The organism is Terasakiella brassicae (assembly GCF_014641495.1).
Taxonomy (GTDB): domain Bacteria; phylum Pseudomonadota; class Alphaproteobacteria; order Rhodospirillales; family Terasakiellaceae; genus Terasakiella; species Terasakiella brassicae.
The window spans coordinates 1-20590 of record NZ_BMHV01000034.1 but is presented as its reverse complement, the minus strand read 5'-3'; the positions used below and the strand labels follow the sequence as shown (position 1 = coordinate 20590).

Here is a 20590-nt window from a genome sequence, read left to right as displayed (position 1 = left end):
ACGCAAGATTTGTCAGAACAAGGGGTTGAGTTCATTACAAAACACCGAAAGAAAATGAAACCAGCCAATCATACTTCTTTCCAGAAATGGTTCCTGTCCAAACGGGCGATTGTCGAATTTGTTATCGGACAACTGAAAGAAATTTGCCAGATTGAACATTCAAGACACAGAAAAACAGATCATTTCTTCATCAATCTGCTTGCAGGATTGGCTGCATATGTTTTGAAACCGAGGAAACCTGCATGTTCACTGAAAGGCTTGCCGACAACATTCCTTATCCCGAATTGACGTTATTTAAACCGGCCTGAGCTTTACAGGACTTGATTTTGTAACGGCCCTGAGTGGTGCGGCAACTGCCCTTTCAAACATTGGTCCGGGATTGGGATCAATTATCGGACCAGCCGGAAATTTCCAGTCTTTTACCAGACTCTGCAAAATGGATCCTTAATATTGGAATGATTTTAGGGCGATTGGAATACGTGACAATGATCGTTTTATTGATAAAGGCATTTGATTTATTTACTAGCGGTAGGCAACAAAATAACATAGTTTTTCTACAAATTAACGCTATCGAAAAGTTTTCAAATGATTTCTATGATCAAAACAGTTGTTTTTACCTTACTTGCTTTTCTTATTCAAAGCACTGTTTCTTTTACGTCCGCTGCAGAAGATGCCGGGATTACTGTCGAGACCGCACCCACAAAATATCGCAACATTGAAACAATTGTCGAAGCTGTTGGTACAACCAAGGCCAATCGAAGCGTTAAAATTATGGCCATCAGTGAAGGAATTGTTCGAAAAATCACCTTCATCGACAGCCAATTTGTAAATCAAAACGATGTCTTACTGGAATTGGACAATGAGATAGAACGTGCCGATCTTGCTGAATCTCAAGCTAAATTAAAAGAAGCACAACGCTCACTGGAACGATCAAAATCATTACGCAAAAGAGACGCCGTTGCCGTTTCTATGGTCGATAAGCTTGAATCCGAAGTTGAAATTGCAAGAGCTGAACGCGAACGTGCCGCGCGTCGTTTGCAAGATCGAACTATCAAAGCCCCTTTTTCCGGTCGTATTGGCTTTTCTGATATCGAAATTGGTAGCCACATCAAAGAAGATCAAACGATTGCTTTGCTGGATGATCTTTCAACTGTAAAAGTCGAATTCTTTTTACCTGAAACACTTTATGCAAAAATTCATATTGGAACAGTTATTTTGGCGGAAGCAGCGGCCTTTGAAAAACAGACATTCAAAGGCAAAGTCGAAGCGATTGATACGCGGGTAAATGCAGATTCCCGTTCATTCAAGGTCCGTGCGGTCATTGAAAATGAAGACGGCAAGTTGCCCGCAGGCATGTTTTTAAGACTGAGCCTCATTCTGGAAGCCAGCGATGTCCTGAGCATTCCTGAAGAAGCCGTTATTATTGACGGGGCACAAAATTATGTTTTTGCCGTCAATGCAGAGGATACAAACCCAAAATCAGTCAAGACCTCCATTAAGTTAGGTCGACGTGCGTTCGGTTGGGTCGAAGTTTTGGAAGGCTTAGACGAAAACCAATTGGTCATCACACGTGGCATTCAAAAAGTAAAAGACGGTAGTTTGTTAAACATCCTAAATGAAAGTTCCATAAAGGTGACCCAATGACACTTTCTGAGCTTTCAATTCGGCGCCCCGTTCTTGCAATTGTCTCCAGCCTGCTTATCATCACCGCAGGCATTGCTTCCGTTTTTTCGATCCCCATTCGGGAACTCCCCGATGTAGATACAGCCGTTATCACAATTACGACATATTACACCGGTGCTTCACCCAAAATTGTGGATACCGATATTACCGAAGTGATTGAAAGTTCAATTTCCGGTGTCTCCGGTGTTAAAACAATCCAATCGGAAAGCCGCCGTGGACGCGCCAGAACCGTCATTGAGTTTGAGACAGGGCGTGATATTGACGAAGCCGCAAATGACATTCGGGATGCAGTTGGCCGTATTCGTTCTAAACTTCCAGAAGGCGTCGATGAACCGGCTATTGTAAAAAGCGACAGCGATGCCGATCCGGTCATGCGCCTTGCCGTTGTATCAGACCGCCATAAACCAGAAGAAATTACGGATTATGTCGAACGCTATATCATTGATCATTTATCCACTTTGGAAGGTGTTGCCAGCGTGGATATCAGGGGGGAACGCCGTTACGCCATCCGCGTATGGCTGGACAGACGGGCGATGGCCGCGCGCAACGTAACCGTCAGCGACATTGAAAATGCGATAGAACGAAATAATATCGAGCTTCCGGCCGGGGAAATCAAATCACAAAACCGCTTGCTTGAACTTCGTCTAAATGCACGTCTTTCCACACCTGAACAATTTCAAAACATCATCCTTGGTAAAGTAAATGGCTACTCCGTACGACTACGCGATGTCGCAAAAATTGAACAAGGGGTCGAAAGTGATGATCTGATCCTACGTGCCAACGGGAAACCGGCGGTCGGGCTTCAGGTTATCCGCCAAAGTCAGGCCAATACAATGGCCATTTCACAATTAGTCCGCCAAAAAGTTGAGAGCCTGAAAGACAATCTGCCTCAGGGGATGGAAGTCATTGTCGGCTCTGATGATGCATTGTTTATTTCAGCCTCAATCGAAGAGGTCATCACGGCCCTTATTATATCGCTCACCCTCGTTGTTATGGTTATCCTGCTGTTTCTGCGGTCCTTGCGTACAACCCTTGTCCCTGTTGTCACTATTCCAGTCGCCTTAATCGGTTGCCTTGCCTTAATCGCGCTCTTTGGTTTTTCGATCAACGTTCTAACCTTACTTGCCCTGCTTTTGGCAATCGGTCTGGTTGTTGATGATGCCATTGTTGTTCTGGAAAATATTAAACGACGCATTGATGGGGGCGAAACACCAATTGTCGCTGCCATGCGCGGTACTCAGCAAGTCACCTTTGCCGTCTTGGCAACCTCGGTCACATTGGTCGCAGTCTTCATTCCAATTTCCTTTTTAGGCGGACAGGTTGGTCGTCTTTTCAGTGAATTTGGGCTGATTATGGTCGCTGCGGTTGCTATTTCCACCTATGTCGCCCTGAGTTTATGCCCCATGATGGCATCGCGCCTTATTAAAGCGCCCAAAAAATCTGAAATTGCCGATGGGATTATAGATGACGACCACCTTCTCGCCCAATCAATGATCGGCAGAATATATCGAAACCTTCTAGAAAAAGCCCTACAATACCCATATCTCATCCTTGCCGTTTGTTTGATTTTCAGTCTAGGTGCCATCGGCATATACAATGAATTGCCCCGGGAACTTGCCCCACGCGAAGATCGCGGCGTCGCCTTTGTTCCGATGACAGCGCCACAAGGATCCTCCCTTTCCTATACGGACGAGCAGGCAATACAGGTTGAACAGATGCTCGCCCCACAGGTTGAAAAGGGCAATATCCGATCCGTTTACACAATTATTGGCTGGGGGAACCGCCCCTATCGTGGTTTTGTCGTCATGCGCTTGGCCCCTTGGGACGAACGTGACCAAACTCAGGATCAAATCGTTAACAGTGTACGTCCACAAGTAAAAGATTTACCGGGTGCGCGTGCCTCGGTTTCCAGCCCTGCAGGCTTGGGTTTACGGGGGAACTCCACGCCTTTACGCATCGTCGTTGGCGGAACAGATTTCGACCAAGTGAAACAATGGGCCAATATTTTATTAGAACAAGCAAAACTAAATGAAGGTCTGGTCAATCCAGAAATGGATTATGAAGAAAACCAACCGCAACTGGACATCCAGTTTGACCGGCAACGGGCATATGATCTGGGGATTGATGCTCAGGAAATCGCCACAACCCTTCAGGTTATGTTTGCCTCGAAAGAAATCAGCACCTACGTAGACCGAGGACGTGAATATTCTGTTGTTGCCCAAATCCAGCCGGAAGACCGAAAAACTTACAACAGTTTGGAAAATGTCTTTATCCGCCCAGATAAAACCAATCCCTCGGCATTGGTTCCTATCGGGGCACTCGTACAAGCAAAAGAAACGGCAGCCTCAGCTGAATTACGTCGTTATGGCCGTTTGCCCTCCATCACTATTCAGGCCGCCCTCGCACCGGATTACACGCTCGGACAAGCTGTCAGCTATATGGAAGAGGCAGCACAGGAGCTTCTGCCCGTTAATGCAAAAATTGGGTATGCCGGGCAATCCGCAACTTTTAAAGATACATCAGGCGGCATCCAAACTGTTTTCATATTGGCACTGGTTATTGTCTTCTTGGTTTTAGCAGCCCAATTTGAAAGCTTTATTCACCCTCTCGTCATTATGCTGTCTGTTCCCCTTGCGATTGCCGGGGCTGTTTACACCATGATGCTGGCTGGTTTATCCTTAAACGTTTACAGCCAGATCGGAATCCTGCTACTGGTTGGGCTCATGGCAAAAAACGGTATCTTAATCGTTGAATTTGCCAACCAATTGCGCGATGAAGGAATGAATGTTAGGGAAGCTGTGAAAGAAGCCGCAATTTTGCGTTTTCGCCCCATTATTATGACAGTAATCTCAACCATTCTTGGTGCCGTACCTTTGGTGATTGCAACAGGGGCCGGTGCAGAAAGCCGTATTGCAATCGGTTGGGTTATCGTAGGCGGATTGGGTCTTGCTCTCTTCCTGACTTTGTTTCTAACACCCGTCTTGTACAGCCTTCTTGCAGGTTTTTCTCAACCCAGATCATCCGTAAAAAAAGCACTGGAAGAAGAACTGCGACAAGAGGATCAAGCTGTTTAAATTTGTTGGACTGCACTTAAGAAATTACTGATATCATTCCTCAAGCCGTCATTATTATTCCCTAAATCAGATACCGTCATCTGTTGACCTTCTGCGAGTTTTCCTGTCTCTTCCGCCGCTTTCGCAACAGAGAGTACAACATGAGAGACCTCGTTTGCTCCTTGGGCGGCTTCATCGACATTGCGCGCAATTTCACTGGTTGCCGCCCCTTGTTGTTCCACTGCGGCCGCCACAACCGCTGTCAGTTCATCAATTCTGCGAATGGTTTCGCCGATACCAAGAACAGCATCCGCCGCAGATCCGGTTTCACGTTGAATTTCATCAATCTTACGACTAATTTCATCCGTTGCCTGTCCGGTTTGCGTTGCAAGATTTTTAACTTCACTGGCAACAACAGCAAATCCTTTACCTGCTTCACCGGCACGTGCTGACTCAATCGTTGCATTCAAAGCCAGCAGATTTGTCTGTTCTGCAATATCACTGATAATCTGAACAACTTGGCCAATACTGACAGCTGCTTCGTTCAATGCCACAACCCTTGAGTTCACCATTTCAACTTCTGAAACGGCGGCACGTGACACTTCAGAGGCTTGCGACATCTGTCTTGAAATTTCATCAATAGAGGAAGACAGTTCTGTCGATGCCGCAGAAACCGTCTGAATATTGGCACTGGCCTCTTCAATCGCCGTTGATGCATCTTGGGACAGGGCACCTGTCTCAACCGCATTTCCTGCCATTGTGGATGCAGACGCCATCACCTCGGCAACAGAACGGCTTACGATATCAAGGCCAATTCTCATTTTCTCATCAAAATTCTTGGCAAGTTCTTCCAGTTTTTCATGGCGGCGACGTTCCTGCTCCTGCAGTTCCGCGTCCTTGGCTTGCAGTTCACGCTGTTCAATGGCATTTTGTTTGAAGACTTCAACCGCTTTTGCCATACCACCGATTTCATCTCGGCGATCAGCCCCGTTGACAACCGTATCCAATTGCCCCGCAGCCAAATCGCCCATGACATTCGTCATGCGTCCTATCGGTCCGGCAATGACACGCGTCAGAACAATACCAAAGAAAATAGCGGCAACAATCAACAACCCGACAGAAACTATAATGGTTGTTGAAAAACGCGTCATTGCCGCGTCTTTGGTCACCAGTGCCTCTTTTGCAATCTTCATTAGATTTTGTGAAAGCCCTTGTGCGGTGAGATCAAAATTAGAAATAACCTCCTGCGGCAACCCCGTTACTTCAACTGCGCGGGCTTGATTGACGGTAAGATAGTTCCTCATCAAACGAATTTGTTCCGAGGCATAAAGCGTCACCCACTCACCATAATATTCGCCTAATTTGTTGACTTGTTCATCCACGGCCTTTGAGCTTTTCGCTAACGCCTTCAGGTGCTTGAAGTGCTTGGTCACAACAACACCAAAGTCGTTAAATTTCTTTAGGCCCGCACGATCACCTGTCAATAAATAATACAAAAGTCCCTGACGTTGTTCTGAAAAGGCCTGTTGATATAATTGATAAGTTGTTTCCATTTCATGGGCATTTTCACTCTCGTAATCTGCGGACTTGATATCATTAATCGCTGAAAACGAAATAATGGCCATCAGGACCGTAACAACAATGAGAATTGAGAAACTTAAGGTCAGCTTTTTAGCGATTTTCATATGTCGTAAGAATTGCATATCATGTTCCTCTTCTCATCACTTAAAGCATGCCGCGACGACGTGCCAGTTCCGTCAGGTTATACTCAACCGTTACCGCACCGATCGGTTTCTGATCTCCCCCGGTTACGGTCAAATTAACTTGCGTGCGCCAGGTCTGACTGTCCTCATGAAATTCCGGTTCATCTATGAACACAGCAGTAGCCCCATTGGGAAATGTTTTCTGAAACTTGCCTTCATCGCCTTGCCAAAAGTCGGATGTGATGGAACTTTGCCCCACATTCAACCCTTTTGCATCCATAATGAATATCTCGGTAAACAAACCGCCTGATGCGGCCTGAATTTGCGTTAGATAGCTTGATAAAGGGCTGCTCAATGTTGCGGCTATAAGTGGCTGATCATCACTTTTGCGTTCCGCACGCCATTGTTTGTCCAGTTTATCAACTTCTTCTTGAGGTAAAGTTTCATAATGCTTGTTTTGTGCACTGATCGACATTTCCACAACGGGGTTTTTCAACCACTCTTTAATCTGTGAAATGGCTTCCTGATCCAATATAGACGTAGGTGGCGATGCGGGCTGAGCGAACACTTCCCCGAACACAAAAAATGATAAAACAAGAACAAGTCTGAATATATTGCGCTGCATTTTCATAGAATTATTCCTCCCGATATACTCATACTTGAGTAAGAAGAACCGCAATGTCAACATTAGCACATATTAAAAAAAGATTTTTGAATATAAAAAAACCTACTATAGAGATATTATTTTAAATATTTTTACACTCATTAGGCGTAACATATAAAATTTTAAAATCTTTAGGTAATTAAGCAATAAAAAGCCCGTCCTCAGGTCAAAGGACGGGCTTTCAAGTTATTGGCAATGAAGTTAATCGAACCAAAGGATCTTAATCTTACGATTTAACCTCGGCTTCAACTTCATCAAAGAGAGTCTGAACATTGTCAGACGGCGGCGTGCTGATCTTGGAGACAATTAAAATCGCAAGGAAAGAGAATACAATCCCGGGGATAATCTCATAAAGGTCAAACCAGCCACCAGAAAGTTGCTTCCATACAACAACCGTGACACCGCCGACGATGATACCTGCATAGGCGCCTGCTTTCGTCATTTTCTTCCAATAAAGGGAAAGAATGAGCGCGGGACCAAATGCCGCACCGAACCCGGCCCAGGCATAAGAAACAAGTGCGAGGACTTTTGAATCTTTGTCCATTGCCAACGCTGTCGCAATAATGGCGATACCAACAACGGCCAAGCGCCCTACCATAACTAGTTTTTCTTGAGACGCTTCTTTGTTAAACAACGCTTTATAAAAATCTTCGGCCAAAGCGGAAGAGGAAACGAGAAGCTGAGAGTCAGCCGTACTCATAATCGCCGCGAGAATAGCCGCCAGCAAAATACCGGCAACGACAGGATGGAAAATTGCGTCTACCAGAACCATAAAGACAGTCTCGCTATCGCCTAGTCCATCAGGTAAATAACCAATCGCCACCAGACCAATTAAACAGGCACCAATCATGGATACCCCTGTCCAAAGAACGGCAATTCGGCGCGCAGACGGTACAGCGTCTTTACTTTTGATCCCTTTAAAGCGGGCTAAAACGTGCGGCTGACCAAAATAACCAAGCCCCCACCCCAAAAGCGAAAGCGTACCGATGAGCGTAATAGAAGAACCATCTGCTTCCGTGAACATATTCAGAAGTTCAGGGTTTTTAGCCTCAATCGCCGACAAAGTGCCACTCAAGCCACCAATTTCCCCCATTGCCACCAATGGAACGATCAGCAAGGCACCTACCATCAAAAGCCCTTGCACGACATCCGTCCACGAAACAGCAAGGAACCCACCGAACATCGTGTAAGAAATAACCGCAACGGCCCCTATGATAACGGCAATTTCATATTGAAATCCAAAAACCGTTTCAAAAAGTTTCCCCCCAGCAACAAGGCCTGAGCTTGTATAAAACAAGAAGAAGATAAGGATGAAAATGGCGGAAACCACGCGTAAACCATGCCCTGCATCTTCAAAACGCTTTTCAAAGAATGCTGGTAAGGTCAAAGAGTTGTCTGCACGAAATGAATAAACACGCAAACGCTGAGCCACCAAGAGCCAGTTAAGCCATGTGCCAACCAGCAAACCACCCGCAAGCCAGAAAGAACCAAAGCCAGCCGCCATCGCATAACCGGGTAAACCCATTAGCAACCAGCCACTCATGTCAGAAGCACCCGCACTTAAGGCGCTGGGTAAGGGGCCAAGATTACGCCCACCGAGAATATAGTCAGACAAGTCTTGTGTACGGCGATAAGCGTACAAGCCAATCCCCAGCATCAAAACCAAATATATAATGAAAGTAAAAGTGATCATTCAGATATAAACCCTTATTAAACTGTATTTATATGCTTTACATCATCCGGCCTTTGTATCCGGCCCTCTGGCGTCATCCCTCCTTTTATCCCCGAAGATAACGCTGCTCATGTGCAACAGCCGCCAAGACTAACAGTTTGAGACAAGTTCATATCTCTATTTTTTAGATTTTTTTAGTATTTTTAACTTTTTAAGAGCCAATAATAAGGATATATACTTTATAAGCTATAATATTTAAGAATTATAAACTAGGGCAGACTCTAAATACCTCAAGAACTGTTGGGACGTTATCATGTTAGACAAATTTGACTTGTCAATCCTAAGAGAATTACAGCGCAATGGTCGCATAACCGTTACGGAACTGGCAAATCGTGTCGGGCTTTCCAAAACTCCCTGCCAAGTCCGAATGCGTAAACTGGAGGATATGAAATACATCAAAGGATATATGGCTATCCTTGATCAGGGAAAGCTTGGGGCAAAACACGTTGCCTTTGTCAAAGTCTCCCTCACTGATACCCGATCCAATGCACTTGAAGCCTTTAACGATGCCGTGCGAGAAATAACAGAAATCGAACAATGCCATATGATTGCTGCGGATTTTGACTATCTGTTAAAAGTACGTACAGCCAATATTGAAACCTACAGAACGGTCCTGGGTGAAAAAATTTCAAGACTACCCTTTGTGCAACAAACCAGCACATTCGTCGTTATGGAAGACGTGAAAGATATCGCCCACAGTCTCTTTTAAAACCGTCAAGAAAGATCCATTTGGTCCAATGGACAGACCTTAAGTCCATAACTTTCAAGGCCCTTTAACACATAGGATGCCGTATCACAGGCTTTCGGTGTATCACCATGCACGCAAATACTGTGAATATCTGTTTTCAACACTTTGCCATCAATTGAAATTAAAGCCGACTTTTCCACCATTTCCATCACGTGATTAAGACATGTTTCTGCATCATGGATCACAGCCCCTTCAATCTTACGGTTCACCAAGGCGCCCTTATCTGTATAGGCCCGATCTGCAAAAATCTCCTCTGCCACATTTAACCCCGCCCTTTTCGCGGCAAGGGAAAGCTCCGACAATGCCGGTGCCAAAAAAATTAAACTTCGATCAACATCCTTAACAGCACGACAAATAGCAGAAGACAAGTCCGCATCTTCACACGCCATATTATTCAAGGCACCATGCGGTTTCACATGTGTCACCTTGCCACCTTGTGATGCGGCAACGGCAGAAAGTGCACCGATTTGATAAACAACCATCGCATAAACATCATTTAAGGCCATCTGCATGGGGCGTCGACCAAAACCTTGCAAGTCCGGGAAACCGGGATGTGCCCCGATTGAAACCCCATTTTCAATTGCCATCGATACAGTTTGTTGCATGACCAGAGGGTCACCCGCGTGAAAGCCACAAGCCACATTTGCCGATTTAATAGCTTTTAAAAGCCGGGCATCATTGCCAATCGTATATGCGCCAAAACTTTCACCAAGATCGGCATTCAGGTTCATCATTTTCATTTTAAATATCTCCGTCAAGGTGGCCGGGAAAGTGGTCCGGACACCCCATATCAACCACACCACCAATTAGATTGCTTTCATAAAGTGCTTTGAGATTGATAAAACCATTGGCACTCGCGGCAACAATAGAGCGTTTCATACGTTCCAATTCTTCGCGTGCCTGTCTTGCAATAACGCAGGCTTCATGCGCAGATACAGCCTCAAAACAGAATTCTGTACCCGGCAAAGAATTTGCAATCAAGTGTAAGTCAGTCGAAATAACCGTTGCAATCTTGGGGTACCCCCCAACCGTTTGACCATCGTTTAACAAGACAATTGGTTGCCCGTTTCCCGGTACCTGTATCGCACCGGGGACCACACCATCTGAAATAATCTGGCTTCCCTTGTCTTTTTTATGACGAAGAGAACCTCCTTCCAGTCTTGCGCCCATACGGTCGGATTGTTTGCTAATCGTGTAATAGTTTTTCAGAAACTGATTTATCGTAGTTTCTTCAAAAAAATCTTCTTGTGGACCCAGCACCACGCGCACCCGCTCAACCGTTCCAACGGGAGGGGATGGTAAAAGTTTATCGGCCTCATCCGCCAACTTGACACTATCCGCCCCTAGTTTCACACGATCACCGGGTTTTAAGAAACCACCATCCAAACCACCAAGTTCAGAGCGCACATACGTAGACTTACTTCCCATTACGGGTTTGACATCCACACCACCGGATATGGCAATAAAACCGGATACGGTTTGCTCCAATACACCAATTTTAGCTTCCTCATCAGGATTAAGCGTAAAGCTACGCCATCCAGAAACTTTATGGGTATGTGCTTGTGCCTGACCACCGGAAATAATTTCAATTTTCACATTTGCGCAAACAGCCAGTTTAACAGGCTTATCCACGGCTTTTAGCGTCGGACCAACAACGCGAAATTCAATTCCGGCATCGTCCGCATCATTGCCAACCAAACAGTTCCCCAGTTCCATCCAATGTGATGTCACACTGCCACAGATGGGAATCCCGAATTCTTGGAACCCGGTTCGACCTTTATCCTGAATAAAGGATTGGAAACCGGGAGAGATTATTTCCAAAGCACCCTTCATCAGGCGACCTCTTTTTCCTGACGGATAGAAGAATAATCATATTCCCCCATTGCCAATGCCTGTTGAATGCTCTCAAATTCCTGTTTGGACACGCGACGAAAACAAACCTGATCACCCGCTTTTAACAAAACAGGTTCCTTACGTTTCGCATCAAACAAATCAATCGGCATACGTCCAATCAAATGCCAACCACCCGGACTTTCAGAAGGGTAAACAGCCGTCAGTTGATCTGCAATCGCAAGAGAGCCTTTCGGAACCGCCGTGCGTGGTTGGGAACGGCGCGGTAAACGCAAACGTTCGTCCAACAGTCCCATAAACGCAAACCCCGGTAAAAAACCTAACATAAAGACGTCATAGACCGTTTCTTGATGAATGGAAATCACTTCATCTTTTGTCAGTCCTGTTCTTTCTGCAACCTCCTTTAAGTCAGGTGCATATTGGTCACCATAACAAACGGGGAAAATCCATTTTGTCGTCGCATTTAAATCACTATTGCCCTCTTCTATATAAGGGGCAACCAAATTCACCACTTCCTCTGGGAACAAAACTGTAGGATCAAAATGCACTGTCAATGATCGAAATGTCGGCACACTTTCAATAATACCTTTTACGAGACCATTGGATATCGATTCCTTTAAATTTGCATGCACACCGAGCACATGATGGTTTACGCATCGGGATATAACAGAGCCAAACTCGAAAGTTATAGCGCGATCACCTAGATTCAAGACCCGATAATCCATTAGAAAACCTCATAAAATTATACTTGCCATCTTAACGGTGATATAAAATTAAAATTTCTTTGACATTTTGTCAATATTTTATCATTGTTATGACGATGTTATAATATGGAGGTAACTTAAATGTTCAAATTCTCGAAGCTTGCACTTGCTGCGGCAGCACTTATTGCATTAGGCGGGCAAGCGTCTGCGAAAGATGTATGGAATATGCCGACCCCGTACCCGGACGGTAATTTCCATACCGTCAATATCAAGACCTTTGCCGATGACGTCCGTACGGCAACAAATGGCGAACTTGATATCAAAATTCACAGCGCAGGCTCGTTAGTCAAACACCCGGAAATTAAAAATGCCGTTCGCAAAGGACTTGTTCCGATTGGTGAATTTTTCCTCTCTCGTCTAAGTAATGAAAACCCGGTCTTCGGCATCGATTCAATTCCTTTCCTCGCAACAAATTACGCGGATGCAGAACGTCTCTGGAATGCATCTCGCCCCCTTATCGAAAAACAATTACAGAAACAACGCCTGAAAGTTTTATTTTCTGTACCTTGGCCGCCCCAAGGTCTTTATACAAAAAATGAAGTTAAATCTTTGGAAGACCTAAAAGGCGTTAAAATGCGGGCCTACAATGCCTTAACTGAACGTTTAGCACGTCTGTCCGGCGCGGTTCCGACTCAAGTCGAGGTTCCCGACATCCCCCAAGCTTTTGCAACAGGTCAAGTCGATGCAATGATCACTTCCCCGTCCACGGGTGCGAACTCCAAAGCGTGGGATTTCGTTTCCAATTTTGTTGATGTACAGGCCTGGATCCCGAAAAACATCGTTGTTGTAAACCAAAAAGCCTATGACAAATTATCTGACAGCGCCAAATCAGCAATCGACGCTGCTGCCAAAGCAGCCCAAACACGTGGTTGGGAAGCCAGTCAGGCTGAAACAGCCGCTAAAATTAAAATCTTGCAAGATAATGGTATGAAGGTCTCCACACCGACAGCCGAACTGCTTAACGGTTTGAAAAAAGCCGGTAGCGAAATGACAGCGGACTGGGCAAAAGAATCCGGTGCCGATGGTCAGGAAATTCTGGCAACTTACAATAAATAATAACGACAGATGGCGAAGGGCACGTCCCTTCGCCATCGTTCTATGCGGAGGTTTCAAAATGAGGGCTATGCTCGACAAACTTTATGTAATAGGCGGTGTGCTGGGCGCGCTTTTCCTGTTTGGCATTTTCTTAATCGTGCTTTTACAAGTCGGGGCAAATCTAATTGATTTTATTTCTTCGGCCCTGACAGGTCATGCAATTGGATTAACAATCCCTTCTTATGCCGAAATTGCAGGGTTCATGCTGGCAGGCGCATCTTTTCTCTCGTTGCCTTATGCCCTTCGACACGGAACACATATTCGGGTTAACCTATTCATTCAACGCTTAGGTGCCAAAGGACAACAACTCACGGATATCTGGTCCTTTCTCATCGGAACAGCCTTAACAGGCTGGCTGGCTTATTACGCATGGGAACTGGTTCTTGAATCCTATGAATACGGGGACCTTTCCACGGGACTTATCGCTGTTCCCATTTGGATCCCGCAAGTTTCACTCGCGTTGGGAACAACATTAATGAGCGTTTCCATGCTGGATGGTTTCGTTTCATCACTTATGCAAAAAGATTTTTTCATTAAGGCTGAAAATGCCGATCTGGGGGTAGAATAATGAGTGATATTCTTCTGCCTGCTTTCATCATTTTAATTGTTTTATTCACCTTGCTGGGCAGTGGCGTCTGGGTTGGTATTTCCCTTCTGGCCGTGGCTGCCATTGCAATGGAAGTTTTCACCACATCACAGACAGGTCCCTTAATGGCCTCTACGATTTGGGGGGCCAGTAACCTTTGGTCTCTTGCGGCGCTTCCTCTCTTTATCTGGATGGGGGATATTCTGTTTAGGTCGCGCTTGTCAGATGACATGTTTGAAGGGCTTCAGCCCTGGATGGGGAACTTGCCGGGTAAACTCCTGCATATCAACATTATCGGCTGCGGTATCTTTGCGGCAGTTTCAGGGTCTTCTGCGGCAACAGCTGCAACAATTGGGAAGATATCCATCCCCGAGTTGAAGCGTCGCGGTTATGACGAAAAAATGATTTTGGGGACACTCGCCGGGTCCGCAACCTTGGGCCTGTTGATCCCGCCCTCCATTATTCTGATCGTATATGGTGTTGCGACTGAACAATCCATTGCCCGCCTTTTTGTTGCAGGTGTCGGGCCGGGTATTATGCTCGTCGTTATGTTTATGGCTTATGTCGCGATTTGGTCGTTTCTCAATAAGCACAAAATGCCTGAAACTGCTGAAAGCTTCTCATGGAAGCAACGTTTTCACAGTATTAAAAACCTCGGCCCCGTGGTCTTGCTAATTGCCGGGGTTATCGGGTCCATTTATATGGGCATTGCCTCACCAACAGACGCAGCCGCCGTTGGCGTTTTTCTATCCCTTTGCCTCACAAAATTAACAGGTGACCTTACAAAAGAAAGCTTCATTGATGGTATCCTAAGCGCAACCCGAACATCCTGCATGATTGCCTTTATTTTGGCAGGCGCCGCTTTTTTAACAACCGCAATGGGTTTTACAGGCATTCCAGCCAGCCTTGCCAGTTGGATCGGTCAAATGGGGTTAAGTCAATATCAATTACTGGGCGCCCTTACCCTTTTCTTCATCGTTATGGGCTGTTTTCTTGATGGTATTTCAGTCGTGGTTTTAACAACCGCCGTTATTCTCCCCATGATCGAAACTGCCGGGATTGATCCCTTATGGTTCGGTATCTTCATTGTGATCGTGGTCGAAATGTCCCAAATCACTCCGCCTGTCGGCTTCAACCTGTTTGTTATCCAATCCTTGTCGGGGCGCAATATTTTGGTTGTTGCCAAAGCCGCCCTTCCGTTTTTCCTCATTCTTATTGGTGCCGTTGGCGCGATTACAGTCTTTCCTGAAATCGTCACATGGCTGCCAAACAACATGAACTGATGCCCGTTGTGGAGCAAATTATGAAATTCTCAAAAATCATGGTCTATCAAGATGACAATGCCCATTGCGTCAACTGGACAACTTACGCAGCCCATCTTGCCGACCAATTACATGCACATTTGACAGGTTTTTTTGTCGGACAAGACCCAACCGACCTTAAAATTTTTGATGATGCATTGGCAAATGCCATTCAAAAAAATATTGATCTCGCCAGTATGCCATCGGCTGTGACACGTGCACGATTTGATCAAACATTGAGCGCTTTCAACATCACGGCATCTTTCAAAATTGCAAATGAAAAACCGTCCATTGCCTTACGTCGAGAAGCCCGTTTTTACAATCTTGTGATTACAGGCCAACCAGACACGTCTTCAAGCGCAATGCAGGATGAAAAATCGGCCCTTTCCCATTTATTGATCGGCAGTGGTCGCCCTGTCATTGTGGTTCCGCGTGATTACAAGGCAAAACCAGCCTTTAACCGGGTCACTATTGCATGGGATGGGGGACGCGAAAGTACACGTGCCCTTTTCGACAGTCTTCCCTTTATTGCCAATGCTGAAAGCATTGAGATCGTTACAATAAAAACCGAAGATGGAAGTCGACCTTTTAGCGTTGCCCGACCGGATGAAATCTCGAGTTTACTCTCTGACATGGGATTGCAGAATCAGCATAAGGTCCTTGAGGCCAACGGACAACGTTCTGGTCGCCTCATTCTTGAAAAAGCACAAGAACATCAAAGTGATATCATCGTGATGGGGGCATATGCCCATTCGCGTTGGCGCGAACTGGTCTTGGGGAGTGCCACACGTTCCATCGTAAAACACACAACATTGCCCGTTTTAATGTCACATTAAAACAGATAAACAGTCGCAAAAATAAGCAAAAGATCCCTTGTAACACCGTTATTTCGCCCGTAAATTACAGATAAAATATAACAGGAGACTTTTGTGACTGAAAAAAAAGAAGACTATCCCTACTCCCGCCACATCGTTTCTTCCGAACATCTTGCATCGGAAGAAGGCTGGCAGTTAAGTGAGTTTGAATATGGCTTAATCATATCTTTTAATGCATTCAGCCGATGGATGACCCGTTGCATGACTGCCGTAGGTGAAAATGATTTCAGCCCCTTGGATGTCTTGGTCCTTCACAACGTTAATCATCGGGCCAAGGAAAAAAGGCTGGTCGATATCTGTTTCGTTTTAAATATCGAAGATCAGCATACCGTGAATTATTCCCTCAAAAAACTGCTGAAAGCTGGTTATGTTCAAGGGGAAAAACGTGGGAAAGAACGTTTTTACAGCACAACGGAAGAAGGGCAGCATGTCTGCTCTGAATATCGGCGTATTCGTGAGCGTTGCCTTGTCAGTGCATACAAAGCCGTGGAACACAACAGCCTGGAGCTCTCCGACGTTGCAACTCTGTTGCGCGGCATGTCCGGCCTGTATGATCAGGCTTCCCGAACCGCGAGTGCTTTATAAGTCTGAAATTTTGCAGGGGAGTTTCCTATAGAATTGAAACTCTCCTGCCCCTTAACAATCTCACATCATTAATGTTTATAAAGGAATGAGCCTTATTCACTCCCTTCTAAATGTTTAAGATATTTATCGATATTACTTTGTAAATTGGCCGCTTCTTCGGATAATTTACTTGATGTTCCACGCAAATCGTTCGAGAGCTGCCCGGTTTTTTCCGCTTCACTGCCAACAGTATTTACAATCTGATCAATATCAGAAGACCCATCGGTAATCCCCAATACACTTTGCGAAATTTCAACGGTCAAACTTTCCTGCTGCGAAACCGTAGACGAAACCTCGAACTGAATGTCATGGATTTGTGAAATGACGTTATTAATTTCTTCAATAGCCGATTTGGCATCGACAACCTGATTTTGCACCACCGCAATTGTCTGGGCGATTTCATCTGTTGCATTTGATGTTAAGCCCGCCAAACGCCCGACTTCATCGGCAACAACGGCAAATCCTTTGCCCGCTTCGCCAGCACGTTGCGCTTCAATTGTCGCATTCAAGGCAAGCATACGAGTTTGGGCTGCAATATCACTGATCATGCGGGTCACTTCACCAATTTTAGAACTGGAACTTTCCAGTTCTTCCACGGCACGATTACCTGTTTGTGCAACCGAAATCGCCGTTTCGGCTGTTTCTTTTGCGGTATTGGATTTTTCCGCCATATCGGAAAAGTTTGTATTCAACAATGTTGCTGTTTGCGATGCATTACTCGCGCTTTGGCGATTGCGTTCGGAAATTTCCTGTGCCTGATGGGCTTGCGTCACCGTCTCCTCAGATTGAGTCCCTAAGGATTCAGACAGATGTTCCAAGCTTCGTGCTTGTTGCGCCACAATCTGCGCAACTGCGGTGACTTCTTCCATAATTTTTGCAGCGAATTCCCGTTCCTGTTTTTGCTGGGTCACATCGGTCCAACTCAGCATCGTATTCACATGGGCACCGTGTTGGCTCAAAACAGCCTGTGCATCCACTTCGACATGTCGATCTTTATAAATAAATTGTTGTTTGAACGGTAAATTGGCAGAATCTGAAATTTTAGCAATAAATGCCGCACCTTGTTCAAATAGATCGGCAGACTTGTTACTCACATCTTCATCTTCTGCATACTGTAAGAAATTACGGGCTGCAACATTGCAATAGTTTAGATTTCCGTCCAGATCGCACAGGACAATACAGGATGCGTTATTTTCAATAATACGTTGACGTCGATAAGCTTGACGAACACTTTCCCTTAACATTTCCAACGCCGATGCCATTGTACGAAATTCATCATTTCCAGTCGGTGGAATTTCGACGCGCGTATTTCCCCCACCTAAATCCTTCATGGCATTTGCGAAGTTTCTAAGCTTGGCAAAAACCGCAAATCGAAGCAATAACCATCCCCCAATGGCACAGCCCAACAATGCAATTGAGACAAGGGATATGGCCTGATTACGGATTTCCAGAAGATTATTCTTAAATTCACTGATATCACGGGTCAACGAAACCGTCATCCATGTTTCGCCCGTCGATGCGGGCACATCGACAAATAAGGTTTCAAGCCCGGAATTTACAGTTTTTTCCGCCGTTTCCCCTTCGTTTTCCCCTTCCGGTTTTGCGAATTGCGGATGGCTGGCAAGAAGAACTTCTTTCTTGGCATTCAACAACTTGACTTCACCGGACAACGCACTTCCCAAATTGGCAAACTGGGGAATGGGGTCGGTAATAAATTCGACATATCCCGCAACTTTGAACCCACCGATCGGCATGATCAAGCTATGAACCGGATGACCGTCTTTTGTTTTCCATGTGTAGGCAACAGGCTTGCGTTGCGCCTGCTTGTCACGTTTTTGCAATTCCCCAATAATCGCTTGATGACTTAAGACCGTTTCTTCAATACCCTTAGAAGAAAAGGTAATGTTATTCAGTTCCTTATCAAAAACGTGAACACCTTGTAACATTACAGTCTTACTGACGACTTCCTGTGTCATATAAGTTGCGTCAGCGCCGATCGTTAATTTCTTGGCATCCCCTTCGCGCGCCCCTTGAACCAGCACGCGGTCACGTGACCACTTATCTACAATCGGGAAGAGTTCTTCATAATAACGTTCGGCTATGGATTGGCGGACCAGAAAAGAAGCAATTTCACCTGACGTGTCATTGAAATTCTTTATCGAAAACTTTTCATATGAATTACTCAGCCACACCAGCGTCGTAATCATGACTGCCGTGCTAAAGACACCGATCAGTGCCAAAATCTTACGAATTGTCCAATACATCTCGACCTAGATCCCTATTTTATTGTCATGCAGGGTTATTGTCCTCCCCGCTAAAGTATGAATAAAAACAATCGAGGCTGAAGGTACTCTTCAGCCTCGATCTTTATTTAATGCCCGATAATCTGGCTTAGGAACTCTTGTGTTCTTAGCTCCTGTGGATTGTTGAAGAACGCGTGGGGTTCGTTTTCTTCGACGATCTGTCCGTCCGCCATGAAGATGACGCGGTCGGCGACCGTTTTGGCGAAGCCCATTTCGTGTGTGACACACAGCATGGTCATGCCTTCTTCGGCCAGTTGCACCATTGTATCCAGCACTTCCTTGATCATTTCAGGATCAAGCGCCGAGGTCGGTTCGTCAAACAGCATGATTTTCGGCTGCATGCACAAAGAGCGGGCAATCGCCACACGTTGCTGTTGACCACCGGAAAGCTGGCCCGGATATTTAAGGGCCTGTTCCGGAATTTTAACCCGTTCCAGATAATGCATGGCACGGGCTTCGGCTTCGGCGCGGGGTTCTTTGCGCACCCACATCGGCGCCAGCACACAGTTTTCCAGAATGGTCAAATGCGGAAACAGGTTGAAGTGCTGGAAGCACATTCCCACCTCGCGGCGGATCTTGTCGATATTTTTAAGATCGTTGGTCAGTTCCACACCATCCACGATGATCTGGCCCTGCTGGTGTTCTTCCAGACGGTTGATACAACGGATCATCGTGGATTTACCGGAACCGGAAGGTCCACAAATTACGATCCGTTCGCCCTTATGGACGTTCAGGTTAATATCGCGCAAAACATGGAAATCGCCATACCATTTGTTCATATTGATCAATTGGATAACGTCTTCCTGTGCGACTTCGTGCTCTAGATTGCGACCGGCGCGCAATTGCGCTTCGGGCACGGTATCTGTAATTGCATCGGGATCTCTTGTCATGTCTTCCTCTTAGCGTTTGTGTCCGGTGTGAAGTTTGCGCTCCAAAGCTTGGCTGTAACGGGACATCCCGAAACAGAAAACCCAGAAACAGAACGCTGCAAAAATGTACCCCTCAGTCGATACGCCCCGCCATGTCGGGTCGGTAATCATGGCTTGCACCGTTGCCAGAATATCCAGCAAACCGATAATCAAAACCAAGGTCGTATCTTTAAACAGGGCAATGAACGTGTTGACGATACCGGGGATGACCAGCTTCAACGCTTGAGGCAGAATAATCAACCCCATCGAACGCCAATAGCCCAACCCCAGCGAGGCCGCCGCCTCGAACTGGCCTTTCGGAATGGCTTGCAGGCCACCACGAATAACTTCCGCCATATAGGCCGACTGGAACAGAATAATCCCGATCAAGGCACGCATCAGTTTTTCAAAGTCCCAGCCTTCCGGCAGGAACAAAGGCAACATCACAGACGCCATAAACAGAACCGAGATCAACGGCACACCGCGCCACAGTTCGATAAAGGTCACACAAACCATCTTGACCATCGGCATTTCCGAACGCCGGCCCAAGGCAAGAATGACCCCGAACGGCAAGGCGGCCACAATCCCGACATAGGACAGGACCAAGGTCAGCATCAAGCCGCCCCATTTGTGGGTTTCCACAGGGTTCAGGCCAAAAGCCCCACCCAGCAACAACACACCGACGATAATCGGCAGAACC

The 20590-nt window shown here is 45.9% G+C and carries 18 protein-coding genes and 1 pseudogene; 10 read left to right on the top strand and 9 right to left on the bottom strand.

All coding sequences use genetic code 11. From position 1 onward, the window contains the following. The 4 genes and pseudogenes from IEW74_RS15815 to IEW74_RS15805 form a co-directional block, all read left to right on the top strand. Window positions 1-288: transposase (locus tag IEW74_RS15815; RefSeq protein WP_308419108.1), on the top strand; the 288-nt coding region annotated here is incomplete at its 5' end. Window positions 289-304: 16 nt separating this feature from the next. Then, window positions 305-512: pseudogene (locus tag IEW74_RS17420) on the top strand (potassium transporter TrkG); the annotation flags it as partial. A gap of 82 nt (window positions 513-594) precedes the next feature. Continuing rightward, window positions 595-1644 carry an efflux RND transporter periplasmic adaptor subunit gene (locus tag IEW74_RS15810; protein ID WP_188666926.1) on the top strand — a complete coding sequence of 350 codons (1050 nt, stop codon included), beginning with the start codon at window positions 595-597 and terminating at the stop codon, window positions 1642-1644. Further along, a complete protein-coding gene (locus IEW74_RS15805) occupies window positions 1641-4757 on the top strand; it encodes an efflux RND transporter permease subunit (protein ID WP_188666925.1) in 3117 nt (1038 codons plus the stop codon). Before IEW74_RS15810 ends, IEW74_RS15805 begins: the two co-directional genes overlap by 4 nt. On the opposite strand, the gene IEW74_RS15800 is transcribed toward IEW74_RS15805, so the two are convergent. The 3 genes from IEW74_RS15800 to putP form a co-directional block, all read right to left on the bottom strand. Then, window positions 4754-6439, bottom strand: a complete 1686-nt coding sequence (locus IEW74_RS15800; protein ID WP_188666924.1) for a methyl-accepting chemotaxis protein — start codon at window positions 6437-6439, stop codon at window positions 4754-4756. The genes IEW74_RS15805 and IEW74_RS15800 overlap by 4 nt on opposite strands. Before the next feature lie 22 nt (window positions 6440-6461). Beyond that, a complete protein-coding gene (locus IEW74_RS15795; RefSeq protein ID WP_188666922.1) occupies window positions 6462-7070 on the bottom strand; it encodes a hypothetical protein in 609 nt (202 codons plus the stop codon). A 259-nt stretch (window positions 7071-7329) separates the two neighbouring features. Beyond that, on the bottom strand, window positions 7330-8796 hold the full coding sequence (gene putP / locus IEW74_RS15790; RefSeq protein ID WP_188666920.1) for a sodium/proline symporter PutP: 1467 nt from the start codon (window positions 8794-8796) through the stop codon (window positions 7330-7332). A gap of 292 nt (window positions 8797-9088) precedes the next feature. Here putP and IEW74_RS15785 point away from each other — a divergent pair, with 292 nt between their 5' ends. Then, entirely contained in the window at window positions 9089-9544 is a 456-nt protein-coding gene (locus IEW74_RS15785) for an Lrp/AsnC ligand binding domain-containing protein (RefSeq protein WP_188666918.1), read from the top strand. A 5-nt stretch (window positions 9545-9549) separates the two neighbouring features. On the opposite strand, the gene IEW74_RS15780 is transcribed toward IEW74_RS15785, so the two are convergent. Genes IEW74_RS15780 through pxpB form a run of 3 tightly spaced genes read right to left on the bottom strand, consistent with a single transcriptional unit; the run spans window position 9550 to window position 12159 of the window. Further along, window positions 9550-10323 carry a LamB/YcsF family protein gene (locus IEW74_RS15780; RefSeq protein WP_188666916.1) on the bottom strand — a complete coding sequence of 258 codons (774 nt, stop codon included), beginning with the start codon at window positions 10321-10323 and terminating at the stop codon, window positions 9550-9552. A 1-nt stretch (window position 10324) separates the two neighbouring features. Next, on the bottom strand, window positions 10325-11416 hold the full coding sequence (locus IEW74_RS15775; protein ID WP_188666914.1) for a 5-oxoprolinase subunit C family protein: 1092 nt from the start codon (window positions 11414-11416) through the stop codon (window positions 10325-10327). Then, complete coding sequence (pxpB, locus tag IEW74_RS15770) at window positions 11416-12159, bottom strand: 5-oxoprolinase subunit PxpB (RefSeq protein WP_188666913.1); 744 nt, start codon at window positions 12157-12159, stop codon at window positions 11416-11418. Before pxpB ends, IEW74_RS15775 begins: the two co-directional genes overlap by 1 nt. Before the next feature lie 120 nt (window positions 12160-12279). On the opposite strand from pxpB, the gene IEW74_RS15765 reads away from it, so the two are divergent. The 5 genes from IEW74_RS15765 to IEW74_RS15745 all read left to right on the top strand — a co-directional run bounded on the left by IEW74_RS15765 (window position 12280) and on the right by IEW74_RS15745 (window position 16640). Then, entirely contained in the window at window positions 12280-13254 is a 975-nt protein-coding gene (locus tag IEW74_RS15765; protein WP_188666912.1) for a TRAP transporter substrate-binding protein, read from the top strand. Window positions 13255-13312: 58 nt separating this feature from the next. After that, window positions 13313-13861 (top strand): TRAP transporter small permease, encoded by a 549-nt coding sequence (locus IEW74_RS15760; RefSeq protein WP_188666911.1) that lies wholly within the window; start codon window positions 13313-13315, stop codon window positions 13859-13861. Further along, window positions 13861-15162, top strand: coding sequence for a TRAP transporter large permease (locus tag IEW74_RS15755; protein ID WP_188666910.1), 1302 nt, complete (start codon window positions 13861-13863; stop codon window positions 15160-15162). Before IEW74_RS15760 ends, IEW74_RS15755 begins: the two co-directional genes overlap by 1 nt. After that, window positions 15138-16016, top strand: a complete 879-nt coding sequence (locus tag IEW74_RS15750) for a universal stress protein (RefSeq protein ID WP_188666909.1) — start codon at window positions 15138-15140, stop codon at window positions 16014-16016. Before IEW74_RS15755 ends, IEW74_RS15750 begins: the two co-directional genes overlap by 25 nt. Before the next feature lie 93 nt (window positions 16017-16109). After that, a complete protein-coding gene (locus IEW74_RS15745; RefSeq protein WP_188666907.1) occupies window positions 16110-16640 on the top strand; it encodes a winged helix DNA-binding protein in 531 nt (176 codons plus the stop codon). Between the two features lie 92 nt (window positions 16641-16732). On the opposite strand, the gene IEW74_RS15740 is transcribed toward IEW74_RS15745, so the two are convergent. From IEW74_RS15740 to IEW74_RS15730, 3 genes are all read right to left on the bottom strand, one after another. Continuing rightward, window positions 16733-18943, bottom strand: coding sequence for a methyl-accepting chemotaxis protein (locus tag IEW74_RS15740; RefSeq protein WP_188666904.1), 2211 nt, complete (start codon window positions 18941-18943; stop codon window positions 16733-16735). Window positions 18944-19050: 107 nt separating this feature from the next. Further along, window positions 19051-19872: an amino acid ABC transporter ATP-binding protein gene (locus IEW74_RS15735; protein WP_444545765.1), complete on the bottom strand. Its 822-nt coding sequence runs from the start codon at window positions 19870-19872 to the stop codon at window positions 19051-19053. Between the two features lie 9 nt (window positions 19873-19881). Beyond that, window positions 19882-20590 (bottom strand): amino acid ABC transporter permease (locus tag IEW74_RS15730; RefSeq protein WP_188666237.1); only part of this gene is annotated, 709 nt, incomplete at its 5' end.

What these genes read in the sequence shown, in the direction of transcription:
- IEW74_RS15765 (WP_188666912.1), top strand. Translation starts at nt 12,280, where the DNA reads ATGTTCAAATTCTCGAAGCTTGCACTTGCTGCGGCAGCACTTATTGCA.
- IEW74_RS15800 (WP_188666924.1), bottom strand. Translation starts at nt 6,439, where the DNA reads ATGCAATTCTTACGACATATGAAAATCGCTAAAAAGCTGACCTTAAGT.
- pxpB (WP_188666913.1), bottom strand. Translation starts at nt 12,159, where the DNA reads ATGGATTATCGGGTCTTGAATCTAGGTGATCGCGCTATAACTTTCGAG.
- IEW74_RS15805 (WP_188666925.1), top strand. Translation starts at nt 1,641, where the DNA reads ATGACACTTTCTGAGCTTTCAATTCGGCGCCCCGTTCTTGCAATTGTC.
- IEW74_RS15785 (WP_188666918.1), top strand. Translation starts at nt 9,089, where the DNA reads ATGTTAGACAAATTTGACTTGTCAATCCTAAGAGAATTACAGCGCAAT.
- IEW74_RS15780 (WP_188666916.1), bottom strand. Translation starts at nt 10,323, where the DNA reads ATGAAAATGATGAACCTGAATGCCGATCTTGGTGAAAGTTTTGGCGCA.
- IEW74_RS15795 (WP_188666922.1), bottom strand. Translation starts at nt 7,070, where the DNA reads ATGAAAATGCAGCGCAATATATTCAGACTTGTTCTTGTTTTATCATTT.
- IEW74_RS15775 (WP_188666914.1), bottom strand. Translation starts at nt 11,416, where the DNA reads ATGAAGGGTGCTTTGGAAATAATCTCTCCCGGTTTCCAATCCTTTATT.
- putP (WP_188666920.1), bottom strand. Translation starts at nt 8,796, where the DNA reads ATGATCACTTTTACTTTCATTATATATTTGGTTTTGATGCTGGGGATT.
- IEW74_RS15810 (WP_188666926.1), top strand. Translation starts at nt 595, where the DNA reads ATGATCAAAACAGTTGTTTTTACCTTACTTGCTTTTCTTATTCAAAGC.
- IEW74_RS15755 (WP_188666910.1), top strand. Translation starts at nt 13,861, where the DNA reads ATGAGTGATATTCTTCTGCCTGCTTTCATCATTTTAATTGTTTTATTC.
- IEW74_RS15750 (WP_188666909.1), top strand. Translation starts at nt 15,138, where the DNA reads ATGGCTGCCAAACAACATGAACTGATGCCCGTTGTGGAGCAAATTATG.
- IEW74_RS15760 (WP_188666911.1), top strand. Translation starts at nt 13,313, where the DNA reads ATGAGGGCTATGCTCGACAAACTTTATGTAATAGGCGGTGTGCTGGGC.
- IEW74_RS15735 (WP_444545765.1), bottom strand. Translation starts at nt 19,872, where the DNA reads ATGACAAGAGATCCCGATGCAATTACAGATACCGTGCCCGAAGCGCAA.
- IEW74_RS15740 (WP_188666904.1), bottom strand. Translation starts at nt 18,943, where the DNA reads ATGTATTGGACAATTCGTAAGATTTTGGCACTGATCGGTGTCTTTAGC.